General features: G+C 49.6%; 12 protein-coding genes. 9 read left to right on the top strand and 3 right to left on the bottom strand.

Annotated elements, in window-relative coordinates; all coding sequences use genetic code 11:
- The first annotated feature begins 159 nt into the window (after positions 1-159).
- The 4 genes from L0M14_RS24555 to L0M14_RS31685 are packed head-to-tail and all read left to right on the top strand — an operon-like array spanning position 160 to position 4,268.
- Entirely contained in the window at positions 160-1,176 is a 1,017-nt protein-coding gene (locus tag L0M14_RS24555) for a substrate-binding domain-containing protein (protein ID WP_235119091.1), read from the top strand.
- Positions 1,166-3,064: a cache domain-containing sensor histidine kinase gene (locus L0M14_RS24550; RefSeq protein ID WP_235119090.1), complete on the top strand. Its 1,899-nt coding sequence runs from the start codon at positions 1,166-1,168 to the stop codon at positions 3,062-3,064. The genes L0M14_RS24555 and L0M14_RS24550 overlap by 11 nt, the downstream gene beginning before the upstream one ends.
- Entirely contained in the window at positions 3,061-3,615 is a 555-nt protein-coding gene (locus L0M14_RS31690) for a response regulator (protein ID WP_311198780.1), read from the top strand. Before L0M14_RS24550 ends, L0M14_RS31690 begins: the two co-directional genes overlap by 4 nt.
- Before the next feature lie 2 nt (positions 3,616-3,617).
- Positions 3,618-4,268 (top strand): helix-turn-helix transcriptional regulator, encoded by a 651-nt coding sequence (locus L0M14_RS31685; protein WP_311198779.1) that lies wholly within the window; start codon positions 3,618-3,620, stop codon positions 4,266-4,268.
- A gap of 145 nt (positions 4,269-4,413) precedes the next feature.
- On the opposite strand, the gene L0M14_RS24540 is transcribed toward L0M14_RS31685, so the two are convergent.
- From L0M14_RS24540 to L0M14_RS24530, 3 genes are read right to left on the bottom strand one after another with little or no spacing between them, the layout of a single operon-like run.
- Positions 4,414-5,766 carry a DUF4129 domain-containing protein gene (locus L0M14_RS24540; RefSeq protein ID WP_235119089.1) on the bottom strand — a complete coding sequence of 451 codons (1,353 nt, stop codon included), beginning with the start codon at positions 5,764-5,766 and terminating at the stop codon, positions 4,414-4,416.
- On the bottom strand, positions 5,741-6,883 hold the full coding sequence (locus L0M14_RS24535) for a DUF58 domain-containing protein (RefSeq protein ID WP_235119088.1): 1,143 nt from the start codon (positions 6,881-6,883) through the stop codon (positions 5,741-5,743). Before L0M14_RS24535 ends, L0M14_RS24540 begins: the two co-directional genes overlap by 26 nt.
- Before the next feature lie 4 nt (positions 6,884-6,887).
- The gene (locus L0M14_RS24530; protein ID WP_235119087.1) at positions 6,888-7,844 is read right to left on the bottom strand and encodes an AAA family ATPase; all 957 of its coding nucleotides are present in this window, start codon (positions 7,842-7,844) and stop codon (positions 6,888-6,890) included.
- 186 nt (positions 7,845-8,030) lie between these two features.
- Here L0M14_RS24530 and L0M14_RS24525 point away from each other — a divergent pair, with 186 nt between their 5' ends.
- The 5 genes from L0M14_RS24525 (at position 8,031) to L0M14_RS24505 (ending at position 13,663) form a co-directional block, all read left to right on the top strand.
- Positions 8,031-8,663: a response regulator gene (locus L0M14_RS24525; protein ID WP_235119086.1), complete on the top strand. Its 633-nt coding sequence runs from the start codon at positions 8,031-8,033 to the stop codon at positions 8,661-8,663.
- 88 nt (positions 8,664-8,751) lie between these two features.
- Entirely contained in the window at positions 8,752-9,687 is a 936-nt protein-coding gene (locus L0M14_RS24520) for a helix-turn-helix domain-containing protein (RefSeq protein ID WP_235119085.1), read from the top strand.
- 13 nt (positions 9,688-9,700) lie between these two features.
- A complete protein-coding gene (locus L0M14_RS24515; RefSeq protein WP_235123022.1) occupies positions 9,701-11,473 on the top strand; it encodes a histidine kinase in 1,773 nt (590 codons plus the stop codon).
- Between the two features lie 11 nt (positions 11,474-11,484).
- Positions 11,485-12,465 carry a substrate-binding domain-containing protein gene (locus L0M14_RS24510; RefSeq protein ID WP_235119084.1) on the top strand — a complete coding sequence of 327 codons (981 nt, stop codon included), beginning with the start codon at positions 11,485-11,487 and terminating at the stop codon, positions 12,463-12,465.
- 109 nt (positions 12,466-12,574) lie between these two features.
- Positions 12,575-13,663 (top strand): galactose ABC transporter substrate-binding protein, encoded by a 1,089-nt coding sequence (locus L0M14_RS24505; protein ID WP_405030804.1) that lies wholly within the window; start codon positions 12,575-12,577, stop codon positions 13,661-13,663.
- Positions 13,664-13,696 lie beyond the last annotated feature (33 nt).

Raw genomic sequence — 13,696 nt, 5'->3', positions numbered from 1 at the left:
TGGAATGAAGAGATCAGTAGTTTTCGGAGAAGCGCAGCGATCGGAGAAAAGCTACTGAAGTTCGGAATGGACCCTACTTTATCGGCATAACTCAAAAATCACCCTGACGGGTGATTTTCTGCTTGCTATAATGGAGAAAACGCTTACGAAGGTGACGACATGAAAAAACTCTTGATGGTTTATGCGGTGCTCATCGCAACCTTTATGCTCTTTCTCTATGTGTATGCATTCCGCGAGGATACAAATCGAACCGAGGATGCGATGTATGGGGGGTTGCATGGAGATATTGGGGAGAAGTACGTGATGGTTAATTTCCAGTCGGGCATTGACTACTGGAAGAGCTGCCTCAAAGGCTTTGAGGATGCGTCCGCAAGCCTGAATGTTTCGGTCGAATACCGAGGCGCTACGCAGTATGATGCCAATGAAGAACGGACGGTCCTGGAGCAGGTGATCGCCAAGAAGCCTGCGGGAATCGCCGTCTCTGCCATCAATCCGGACGCGCTCGTAGTCTCCATTAATAAGGCGGTAGAGGCGGGAATACCTGTGGTGCTGTTCGACTCGGGAGCACCGAAGAGTAAGGCTTACTCCTTCCTTGGAACAGATAATTATAACGCGGGTGTCAAAGCAGCTAACCAAATGGCTGAGCTGATGGGGGGAAGCGGGAAGGCAGCCGTCATTACACTGCCGGGACAGCTCAATCATCAGGAGCGGACCAGAGGCTTTCAGGATACGATTCGTACCCTATACCCCGACATACAGGTCATCGCAGTTGAAGACGGGAAGGGAGACCAGCTGGTGTCAGGAAGTGTAGCGAAGCGACTGCTCGGTGAGTACCCGGACTTGACCGGAATTTTTGCAACGGAGGCTAACGGAGGCGTCGGGGTTGGCAATGCCGTGAAAGAAGCAGGGCGTTTGCCGAAAGTGAAAATTATCGGCTTCGATACGGACAAAGGGACGCTGGATATGGTGAAAAGCGGCATTATTTCAGCCACGTTAGCCCAAGGAACGTGGAACATGGGATATTGGTCGCTCATGCAATTGTTTCATCTGAAGCATGGAATCGTGCAGCAAGTGGCCGATTGGCAGGGTTCTGGCATGCCTCTGGTTCCGACGTATGTGGATACGGGTATCACCGTAGTAACACGCCAGAATGTGGATAGCTATTATGCGAAATAACAAGAGCGGGGTTTATGGTATCTTGGACAAATTCCAACGGGCGGCCTGGTTCCAATTAAATAACTGGCCCATACGTTATAAGCTCATAATGCATTTCCTACTAATTAGCATTCTGCCGGCTATTTGTCTCGGAGTGTTGATTGCTTGGGCGACGGATAACATTATCGAAAAGCAGGTAAACGATCATACCTCGCAGCTGATCGGCAATGTGAATAAGTCTTTGGAGTTTTATGCCGGTAATTTACAGAACATGACGTATTTCATCTCCTTTAATCCGCAGATCAAGCGGTTCCTATCCAGTGACGTGAAGCAGCCTGAATCGGAAGTTTACGATATGAAGAAGTTCTTGCAGGGCTTCACGACTTTATATACGGAGGTAGCCGGCATTCTTGTTGTGAATGCCAAGGGCGAGTATCTCAGTAATGAAATGTATGCAAGATCAAGCCGAAGCCTGACGGAGGAGAATTGGTATAAGGAGGCTGTCGAGGAGAAGGGGATTTTCAAGCTCATCGGGCATCCGTCCAACCGGAATGTAACGACGCATGTTAATTACAAAGATGAGGATGTGGTTTCCGTAGTCCGAGCCATTCTTGATCCCGAGACGCAGAAGGTGGAGGGGGTGGTGCTGATCGACTTGAAGCTTCGGGTAATCGCTGAAACCGTTAAGGATGTACGGCTGGGCAAATCAGGCTATCTCACAGTCATTGACGATCAAGGAGACAGTATCTATACACCAGTGCATCCTATTGTAAGCAAGCTGGAGCGGGCTTGGATCGATGAGCATCCGAGCGGGGAATTCTCCAAGGACATCGGCGGCAAGCAGGTACAATTTATTTTCCGGAAGTCTCCCTTTACCAATTGGACGACAGTGGGCGTGTTCTCTACGAAAGAGACGGTTATGGAAGTAAGGGAAATTAGACTGTACATTATTTGCTTCATATTCGTCGTCTGTTTGCTGGGAATTGCAGCATCCACGTATCTGTCCTATACGATATCCAAGCCGATCTGGCAGCTGATGTCTTTCATGAGAAGAGCGGAGGATGGGAACCTGTCGATCCGGTTCAAGGATGTGCGGCAGGATGAAGTTGGCATGCTGGGCCGCAGCTTCAACGCGATGCTCCTGCAAATCACGAAGCTGATCGGGCTGGTCGAGGAAGAGCAGAGGAAGAAACGGGAGGCTGAACTGCGTAGTCTGCAAGCGCATATCAAGCCACACTTCTTGTATAATACGCTGGATACCATTCAATGGCTCTCTCGTAAGAGCGGCGCCCATGAGGTGACGGAGGTCGTTGAGTCGTTATCCAGGCTGTTCCGGATTGGTCTCAGCAAAGGGAATGAAATCATTCCTTTGGAAGAGGAAATCGCCCATATTGAAAGCTACTTGAAAATTCAAAAGACCCGTTACCGGGATAAGCTGCATTATAGTCTGGATATCGATCCCATGCTGGAAGGGCTCTATGTCTTGAAGGTTATTCTTCAACCTATCGTTGAGAATGCCATTTATCATGGGATTAAGGAACGCCGGGGACCTGGACATATTGCGATTCAAGCCTATCTGGCGGACGAGAGGATTCAACTTGAAATATCAGACAACGGAGTCGGAATGTCCACAGAGGTTTTGCATCAATTGAGAAAGTCTTTGGGTACGTATCCCCAGAAGTCGGGAATGCCATCATCGCAACAGCCTGCTCCATCACTTATTCTTCCAGGGGATAGCCAAGAAGAGCTTGATACCGCCAAAGGATATGGAATCAAGAATGTTCAGGAGCGAATTCAGCTCACATATGGGGCTTCCTATGGTGTACACATCGACAGCGAACCTGGAAAAGGAACAAAAGTGACCATCTATCATCCGGTTATAAAACGCAGAGAGGCGGGGCGAGCATGAACAAATCGTGGAACGTATTGATAGCCGACGATGAACCGAATATTCGTGAGGGAATTCGGGACGCGATTGACTGGCAGCGGCTTGGATTGGAAGTCGTGGCGGAGGCAGAGGATGGTGAAGAGGCGCTTGAGCTTGCATTGCTCCACCAAGTCCAGCTGCTGCTGGTAGATTTGAATATGCCCATCATGAACGGCATGACCTTGATCGGACGGATTCGAGAGCAGCTGCCTGCCTGCAAAATTATTATTATTACCGGGCATGATGAATTCACTTATGCGCAAGAGGCGATCAGACTGAACGTGGATGACTACATTTTAAAGCCCGTTAATCCCAAGCAGCTGTATCAGGTCCTCGAAGCTTTGACGAAACAAATGGACATTGCAGAGAAGAACCAGCAGCATCTTCTGCAAGCATCCAAACAGATAGAGAAGAATTTCTCGCTCCTTCGCGAGCGTTTCTGTATCGAATGGATTGAGGGGGAGCTAAGTGAGGTGAAATTGCAGAACAGCTCGGCTTCCTCAAGCTTCCCGATGCTGTACCTGCAACTGTAGGTGTGATTAGGTGGCCCGGAGCCTCTAGAGGCAAGGAGCTGCTCTCGGAGAAGGACCGTCAGTTATACCAGTTTGCAATGGAGAATATCGTGGAGGAGCTGCTTGTTCCTTACAGGAACGTCGTATTCCGCGATCCCATGGGGCTGCTTGTCATCCTCATATGGGAACCTGTGCCGGATTCTTTGTGGGAGCAGATGAACCAAGCTATTCTCATGTATCTGAAAATAGCTACGGTATTCTCTTATACGCCCGTCATCGGCAATCACTCTTCGATATCCTTGACGTATCATCAAGCGAAGTTCGAAGTCTACAAGGAGTCGAAGCTCTCGCCATTTATTCGCACGGCTAAAGAAATCATCGGCAGACGATTTCATGAATCCGCTCTTAGTCTGGAAGGGGTTGCGAGTGAGCTTAACGTATCCCCGGTCTATTTGAGCCGAACGTTCAAGCAGGAGACTGGTATTTCATTTGTCAGCCAACTGACGCAGACAAGAATTAAGCAGGCAATTCGTTTGATCACAACGACGGATCTGCCCATGGTGCTGATCGCCGAGCAGGTAGGTTATGATTCTCAGCACTACTTCAGCACAGCTTTTAAGAAAGTGGTAGGATTACCTCCCAACCAATACCGTAAGGAGGGGACAGGGGTTTAAGCCATCCTGTCGATAAACGATCGCTTTTGACATTATGTTACTGAGCCCTCCGCGTCCCTAGATCGACAGTCTGATAGATAGCCCAAGGGCTATCTATCTCTCTTTTCATCCTGTCCATAGATTAAGAAATTCTTCATGCCACACGTCACTTCGACGATCCGTGCTTCTTCCCTGAAAGAGCTTCCGCAACCTGCTGCACCCGCTGAACAGTTTCGTCGTTAACCTCCAAATCCCCATAACGCACTTGGTTATAGGCTTCAGTCATCGCAGCAGCGGCATCTTGTGGGACGATCCCCTTTTCGCTAAGCTGCTGACCTATTTCCTTCGGAGTCTGTGCAGTTTGAAACGAATACCCCCTGCTAACCGAATCGCGAATCCACCTTACGTACAAGTACTTCACCCGTTCCCGGTTGCTGGATAAGTCGGCCCAACTTGGCCCCGCATCTGTTCGTTTCCGAAATCGGTTGGTGAGCTGTGACAACCAAGTTCCAGGTATATTTTTCCATACCAATAGACTTTCCTGTTCATCCGTATAATGTTCACTTGTTATCTGTTGCTTCCCGTAACGAGTACGGCTTAGCAGCCGCTTGAACCAAGCCTGAAGGGAGGGCGCGAGTTTGCTGACAGCAAGATACAGGATGAATAGAACGAGCCCGGTGACGATCAGATAGCCGATGACGACCTGTACATATCCCCACAGTATATCCCACCAGGTGGGTCCGCTCGTCGGCTCTGAAGGAGGCGGCATAGGCATTTGCTGCTCTGGAGCGGGAGAAGGAGTCGCGGCAGGTGCACCCGAATGCATCATGCCCGCAAGCCATCTCATGATACCTCTTAGGGTATCGGACAATACCTGCCTGATTTGCTGAAAAAATGCAATAGCAGCGATGATGACAATCAGGATACTCAGCCAAATGCGATTGGAACGCTGCACAGCATTCGCCATAGACGCCTGCGCTTCAGCCGTGCCGGAAAGTGTAGCCCGTAAGAGCTGCAGTCGGTTCAGATGAAAGAGAAAAATCAAAAGCGAGATCATGCCAGTTCCGTTCATGTAGGGGACATAGGGGGCTGTGAGAGAAACCTGCCCCATGATCGGCACTCCGATCAAATACACGACAAACCCGAATAAATACGCTGAAGGAGGGAAAACGGAGCTCCAGGCGTATTTCACAAACTGAATTCCTCGATAGACCGCGAAGAATCCAATCACCGAGCTAGCCCACCCATGCCAGTCATTGCCTTGTACGGCAATGGCAATACCCGCACCTGCCAAGAGCGCGAAAAGGTATTCCAGACCACGCCGCATAAGGATTCTCGTCAACCCGCCCAGACAGCCCAACGCATAGCAGGCAAGCAGCATAAGAAGGGTTAACCCTAGCTTTGTTCCAGACACATATAAATGAGCGAGCAGGATCAGGGGAAAATAAACGATCAATTCTATGACCCCATGAATAACGGAGAAAACCAGTTCTTTACACCACAGCCTCACGGACTTCATGCTGAGTATCCACCTCCTCTGCAGCAGCATCGACAAGATGATGTTCTAAAGGAATGATGTACACAGAATGTCCTATCCACTCCAGCCTTTCGATTTGTTCCTCTATATGTGCGGACTGAAAAGCAGTGATGAGCACAATATCCAAAGCGGTGGAGCTGCCCAGGTTCATTCCATTTTCCAAATAATCATGAAACGTCCGGCTGCAGGCCATCGCCAGCTTGGCCATCGATTCCAGCAAATCATGAAGCTGCGGCAGCCCGCCTTGGGGAGCTAGAAAGACAGGAGTCCCCTGCTGATCCAGCAGATAGCTGTTACAGCCGAAGCCGACAGGCACACCCTGGCGAATGGCGTAGTCAGCCATAGTCGCTGCGTAGGCAAGAGCTTTTTCAACCAGTTCCGGATCGCTCACCGCATCCCACATCGTTTCGGTGATTTGCGTATTAACGAGGATTAGCAGCTTCGGATCAGCCGTATGCTCTTGGTTATACACCTGAAGCTTGCCGCTGCGAGCGGTTGCTTTCCAATGAATGCTGCTCATGGCGTCGCCGTAGCGGTACTCCCGAACACCAGAGGACAGGAACGGGTCCGGCAGCATCCAACGCTTGACTACGATATCGCCCTGCCAACTTGATGAAGGGAGAGGAATATCGGCAACCTCCAGCAGCTTCGGATAGACGAGCAGCTCCAGGCTGGTCTTCTGGGTCCGAACTGCAGCTTCCAATCCCACGATATCACCAATAGATACGGCTGCTGAATCTAGCTTGAACCAGCCCCGCTGCGCGCAAAGGATAGGATGGCTCCGCACGATCTTCGTATAGGGCATAAGACTGAACAAGCTTCGATGATTCTGAAGGAGTGCCCCTCTGTTGATCTCAAGATTCGTCTGTCTACCGAAGCGAAGTCCCGCAGGGATCATCGATTCCAAGCGGAGCCAGGGAAGCGGCAGGAGCTTGCTGTTGATGATCGTTTCCTTCATGAGGATCTCGTCCCCGACGTGGCAGTGTGTTTGGTTAAATTGCCGCTTAATACGCAGCCCATGAAAGCCGAATCGGCGAAACAACCGATGCTGCACGAAAATGACGACAACCGCTATAACAAGAAGCCAGCTGATTCCCATGTGCTTATACCAGCTTCGGTTCCGTCGGAACAGGGGTTTGCGCCAGGATGCTTCCAAGGATGGAGTGAGCCGGATGCTCCTGGCTTCGGGTGCGCGCCTTCAGCATAATGCGGTGCGCCCATACGGGTGCGGCAAGCGCCTTGATATCATCCGGCAGCACGTAATCCCTTCCGCGCAGCGCGGCATACACCTGGGCGGAGGTAAGCATGGCGCGCGCTCCCCTAGGGCTGACGCCAAGCGCGACATCCGGGTGCAGCCGGGTTTGCTCGATCAGCTTCACGATGTACTGAAGCAAATCATTACTGATGCGCACCTGCTGGTAGAGCTTCTGCGCTTCCAGCAGTTCCGCGCGCGTGACCACGGGCAGCAGCTGCTCAAACGGGTCGCTCTGCTGATACAGCTTCAGGATTCGCAGCTGCTCCTCTGCGGAAGGATAACCGATAGAAAGCTTCATCAGGAACCGGTCCAGCTGCGCTTCTGGAAGCGGGAAGGTCCCTTGATTCTCGACCGGGTTCTGGGTAGCGATCACAAGGAACGGCGCTTCCAGGACGCGGGTCTCGCCGTCGATACTGACCTGGCGCTCCTCCATGCTTTCCAGCAGGCTGGATTGTGTCCTTGGAGTCGCTCGGTTAATTTCATCAGCGAGTACGATGTGGGCAAAGAGCGGGCCCGGGCGGAATTCGAACTCGCTCAGCTTCTGATTGTAATAATTAATCCCGCTAATATCCGAGGGAAGCAGGTCGGGCGTAAACTGGATACGTTTGAACGAGCAATCGAGCGAGCGGGCCAGCGCCTTTGCCAATTGCGTTTTCCCCGTGCCCGGGACATCCTCCAGCAGAATATGTCCGGAGCCAATTAGGGCGATCAGCATAAGCTCAATCGTTTCGTCCTTGCCGATAATCACTTTTCCTACGTTTTCTTTCAGACGGGCGGCAGTCTGTGTGATGGCAGCCAAATTCATTGTAATCAATCACCTCTATTGAAAATAATTCCATTTTTCTAGTTTCTCATATTTGGGAATGAAAGAGTACGGAGCATGTTCCAGAAATCATTGTGAATCCAGAAGGTGTATATTGTGTAATTACTGGTCAATTAGTACAATGGGGGTGAATGTAGCGATGTTTCGACAAAGAAAGTGGGACCTTTTATGTATAGATTAATTTTGGTGGATGACGAAGAGGACGTAAGAGAAGGGGTCGTTCGCGAGGTAGATTGGACCTCTATCGGTTTCGAGGTCGTAGACAAGGCAGAGAACGGCCGTGAAGCACTGGAGCTGGTAGAACGATTGCAGCCTGATGTGGTTGTGACGGACATCCAGATGCCTTTCATGAACGGGCTTCAGTTTGCTGAAATCGTTAGAGAGCGCTTTCCTACGATAAAAATTATCATTTTAACGGGGCATGATGAATTTGAATATGCGCAGAGGGCAATCAAGCTGCATATCGACGAATATGTGCTGAAGCCGTTCTCCGCCCAGGAGATCGTGAACGCGCTGCTCAAGGTCAAAACGCAGATCGATGAAGAGGTAGCCCATCGCGAGGACGTGCAGTTGCTCAAAGAGCATTACCGAAAGAGCATGCCGGTGCTTCGCGAAAATTTTTTGAATGCTTTGATGAGCCGCAAGCTGCCGTTGGAGGAGATTCGGGAGAGGGCGACCAATTACGGTATAGATCTGGAGGGCGGATGCTTTGTTGCAGCCATCATCAGCATAGACGGTGTACGGATTACAGAAGACGAGGTCGTAGACCGGAGCGGCTTGGCCAGATCGGCTTCACTTTAAGTATTCCGAGGATCAGGCACTCAAATATTTCGCCCTGCTGAATATATCGGAGGAGATCGCGACAAAGCGCGGGCTTGGCCTTGTTTTTATGCATAACGATCAAGTTACGGTGCTTGCTATTCATGCAACGGAAGACCGTGCAGAGGCGATGCAGACAACACTTAAGGTGCTGGAAGAGATTCGCCAGAGCGTGGACAAATATTTGAAGTTCTCTGTGACGGTTGGTGTAGGAACGGTCATCAAGGACGTCGCGAAGCTGAGCTATTCCTATGATGACGCTGTACAAGCGCTGGATTACAGGCTCATCTTGGGCAGCAATCGGATGATCTGCATCGAGGATGTTGAGCAGCGAAACATGGAGAAGGTTCGATTTGATGACCTGAAGGAGCAGGCGCTGAACCGCTGCATCAAAGTGGGGACCGGTCAGGAAATCAAGGAGACCATCGATGAGCTGTTTCATGGCGTGGAAGCCGCGGTTTCGGTCAAGGATTATCAGATTTATTTGTTGGAAACCTTAACCTGCATTCTCAAAGCGGCCAAGGATTCCAGCTTGGACATCGATGAAGTTTTCGGGGAAAATTTTGCGCCGTTTACAGAGATCAGTAAATTCACTTCGCTCGATGAAGCCAAGCATTGGCTTGCTGAAATGTGCGTACGCATCATGGAGCATATCGCCAACGATCGGCAGTTTTCCTACAAGAATCTGGTCGAGATGGCGAAGGAATATACCAAGAATCACTATCACGAGGGTGACATTTCGATTAATAAAGTGTGCAGTCATCTGCACATCAGCGCGGGTTACTTCAGCAGTATTTTTAAGAAGGAAGCCAAGATGACGTTCGTCAATTATCTGAACAACATCCGGATGGAAGCCGCGAAAGAGCTACTGCGAACAACGGACATGAAGGCGTTGGAAATCGCCGAGAAGGTCGGCTATGCCGATGCGAATTATTTTAGCTTCAGCTTCCGCAAGATCGTCGGTGTATCTCCTAAAGAATACCGAAACAGCTCCAAAGGAGGCTAGAGCTTTGAATCGAATCAAATTGATCCTAAGGGCCTTGTATACCGTACTGCTTGACACCGTCAGGGTCAGGAGCATTCAGTTTACGATTACATTGTCCTTTATTTTTATTACGGTGCTCGTCATGCTGACGGTATCCTTGGTGCTGTATAACAAATTCTCAAGAACCGCCGAGGATAGCGCCTTTTTAAACACCCAGCAAATCGTCGACCAGGTTCAGATTAATCTGGAGAATTATATTAAGGGCATGGCCGATACGTTCCAAGCGGTCGATCAAAAAATTGCCCTCAGCAGCGGCATCCCGTCGGACAAGCTTCTGGAGCAGCTGGAGACGATCGCCAGCACTAGAGAAGATATTGTCTCTATCGACTTGTTCACCGCGGACGGAGAGCTTGTCACGGGAATTAATGCAACGGAGATGCGCAAGAACACGCGACTGACCGATCAAAGCTGGTTTAAATCGGCTGTAGAAAATCCCAACCATCTCACGTTCTCGCTTCCGCACATTCAGAACCTGTTCAAGGGTCCGTACAAATGGGTGGTGTCGATGAGTAAAGGGGTTACGATTCTCAAAAACGGGAGGATCACGGATGCGGTGATTCTGGTGGATGTTAACTTTAAAACGCTGGATGACGTCTTCCGTACGGTCAGTCTGGGAAAAAAAGGATACGTTTACATTATCGATGACTCTGCCGGCAACATCGTGTACCATCCCCAGCAGCAGCTGATTTATATTGGGCTGAAATACGAGAACGTGGAGCAGGCGCTTAAATTTTCCTACGGTAAGTACATGGATGAAGCGGACGGGGAGAAGCGTTTGAATGTCGTGCGCACCGTCAATAACATCGGTTGGAAAATTGTCGGGGTTTCTTACCTGGACGAAATGATCACGACGACCAAAGAGGTCAGCGCTTTTATGATATGGCTGCTCATTATTGTGCTCATCTTCGTACTGCTGATTTCCGCATTCATGTCAGCAAGGATTACGGAGCCGATTAAGCGGCTCAGACGTTCGATGGAAATGGTCGAGAAGGGAGACTTCGACACCTATATCCATGTCCGGGGAGCAGCAGAGGTGGAGCAGCTGTCACGGCGGTTCAATCTGATGGTCAGCCGGGTGCGCGAGCTGATGGAGCAGAACAACCTGGAGCAGGAGACCAAACGCAAGAACGAGCTGGAAGTGCTGCAATCTCAGATTAACCCGCACTTTTTATACAATACACTGAATTCGGTCGTACGTATGGTAGGGAGCGGCAAGAATGAGGAGGTTGTTAAGACGATCACATCCCTCTCCAAATTTTTCCGCATCAGCTTAAGCAAGGGGAAGCCTATCATTACGATTCAGGATGAAATTGAGCACATCCGCAACTATTTAATCATTCAGAAGATGCGGTATAAGGATAAATTTGAATATGAGATCGATGTAGAAGAAGAAGCGCTCCCGTATAAAACCTTAAAGCTGATTCTGCAGCCTATCGTGGAGAATGCACTGTATCACGGCATTGAATATATGGCGGATGAAGGATCGATACAAATTATTGTTAAAGTCGTTGATGAACGCATTCTGCTGCAAGTGAAGGATAACGGAGTCGGTATGTCGGAAGCGACGATGAAGGGCATTCTGAGCGGAGCTGCGAAGAGCGAGAAGGGTTCGGGTGTCGGTGTGCGCAATGTGCATGAGCGGATACAGCTCTATTTTGGCAGGGAATACGGGATTACGATGGAGAGCGAGCTGGAAGAAGGAACAACCGTGAGCGTATGGATCCCAAAGACGCTTAGCGATGAATAAAGGGGGGCAGCATGGAAAAAACAATAAAAATTGGTCGATTTGTGTTCTTGTTCCTGCTGGCCGTGGCCTCCCTTTCTTCCTGCAGCCGGGAGATCCAGATGGCACAAGCTCCGAAAAAAATGCATTTCGAAGTCGTTCTCCGCAGTCAGGATGGGGACTATTGGAAGACCGTCAAGATGGGAGCGGAGGTAGCGGCGAAGGAGTTTGAAGTCAGCCTTGATTTTCGCGGGCCGGCAGATGAGGCTGATGTACTGGGGCAGATCGCACTCATGGAGCAGTCGATTCAGTCCAAGCCGGATGCCATTGTACTTGCGGCTAACGATTACAACGCACTGGCGGATACAGCGGAAAAGGCTGTGAGCCTAGGTATTCCAGTCATCACTATCGATTCGGCTGTTCATTCTGATAGAGTTACAAGCTTTATTGGCGTTAATAATTACGACGCCGGTCAACTGGCTGGTGAACAGCTCGTCAAGCAGGTTGGGACTCATGGGAATGTTGCGATTGTCAGTTTTAAGCAAGGCGAGCATAACGCGGAGGAGCGAGAGAAGGGGCTCATGGATGAGATCTCCAAGTATCCGGCTCTCAAGGTTGTAAGCAAAGTATATGGTCTATCCAATCGAGATTTGGCAGGACAATTAACCCGGCAAATACTTAGCACCAATAATCATGTGGACGGTATAGTAGCCTTAAGTGAAAGTTCTTCCGTAGGCGCTGCTTCCGAGATTCAGCTGCAAGGTCTGCAGGGCACGGTGAAAACCATCACCTTCGGAAGTACGTCCGAGGAGCTGGAGCTGCTGCAGGAAGGTGTCATTCAATCGACGATCATCCAGAACCCTTTCAGCATCGGCTATCTGGGAGTGAAATATGCCGTAGAGGCGGCGGAGGGCAGGAAGGTTCCGACTCTCGTTTCTGCTGGCGTCAAAGCCATTGATCTGGACAACATGTTCTGGTCGGATAATCAAAAACTATTGTTTCCCTTTGTAAAGTGATGAGGATTTCGATAGAAAATATGAGGATTTTGCATTTGTTTTGGCTCTTTGATCCATTATAGTAAGGAATGTAAATAAATAAAACATACCTTTAAGGGAGGATCTTATCTTGAAAAAACTACTTACACTTGCCGTAGCCGGCGCGTTAGTTGCAACTGTAACAGGTTGCGGAAGCAAAGAAGCAGCTCCATCTCCAGCAGCAACTAGCGGTGCAGCAGCTACTAGTGGTGCAGCAGCAACTGCAGCTCCTAAAGCTGACACAGGCAAAAAACCAAACATCGGTGTTGCGATCTACAAATTTGACGATACATTTATGTCGAGCGTTCGTGCAGCGATCTCGGATGCTGCTAAAGATAAAGCTAACGTAGAAATCGTAGACAGCCAAAACTCCCAACCTACACAAAACGATAAAGTTGACCTCTTCATTACGAAGAAAGTAAACGCTCTTGCTATCAACGCGGTTGACCGTACAGCTGCAGGCGTTATCATCGATAAAGCAAAAACAGCTAACATTCCTGTTGTATTCTTGAACCGTGAGCCTCTGGCTGACGACATGAAAAAATGGGACAAAGTTTACTACGTAGGCGCGAAAGCTGAGCAATCCGGTACAATGGAAGGCCAACTGCTGGTTGACTACTTCAAAGCTCACCCTGAAGCTGACAAAAACAAAGACGGTAAAATCCAATACGTTATGCTTAAAGGCGAACCAGGTCACCAAGATGCTGAGCTTCGTACGAAGTTCTCCATCCAAGCGATCACAGATGCTGGTCTGGGTGTAGAAAAAGTAGCGGAAGATACAGCTATGTGGGATCGTGTTAAAGCAACTGAGAAAATGGCAGCATTCCTGGCTTCCGGCGGAGACAAAATCGAAGCGGTTCTTGCGAACAACGACGATATGGCTTTAGGCGCTATCGAAGCTCTGAAAGCAAAAGGCTACTTCACAGGCGACAAATTCATGCCGGTTGTAGGCGTTGACGCTACAGCTCCAGCTCTTCAAGCTCTTAGCGACGGCACATTGCTCGGTACAGTTCTGAACGATGCGAAAAACCAAGGTGCTGCAACTACAGCAGTAGCAACAGCTCTTGCTAACGGTCAAACACCTAGCAAAGAAACTACTGGTTACGACATCACTGATGGCAAATATGTTTGGATCAACTATAAGAAAATTACAAAAGAAAACATGAACGAAGCGAAGTAAGCTTCAGGAAGTGCGGGCAAGGGTTGCTAGCGT

The organism is Paenibacillus hexagrammi (assembly GCF_021513275.1).
Classification (GTDB): domain Bacteria; phylum Bacillota; class Bacilli; order Paenibacillales; family NBRC-103111; genus Paenibacillus_E; species Paenibacillus_E hexagrammi.
The sequence above is the reverse complement of the archived record's forward strand: the minus strand, read 5'-3'. Positions and strand labels throughout refer to the sequence as shown.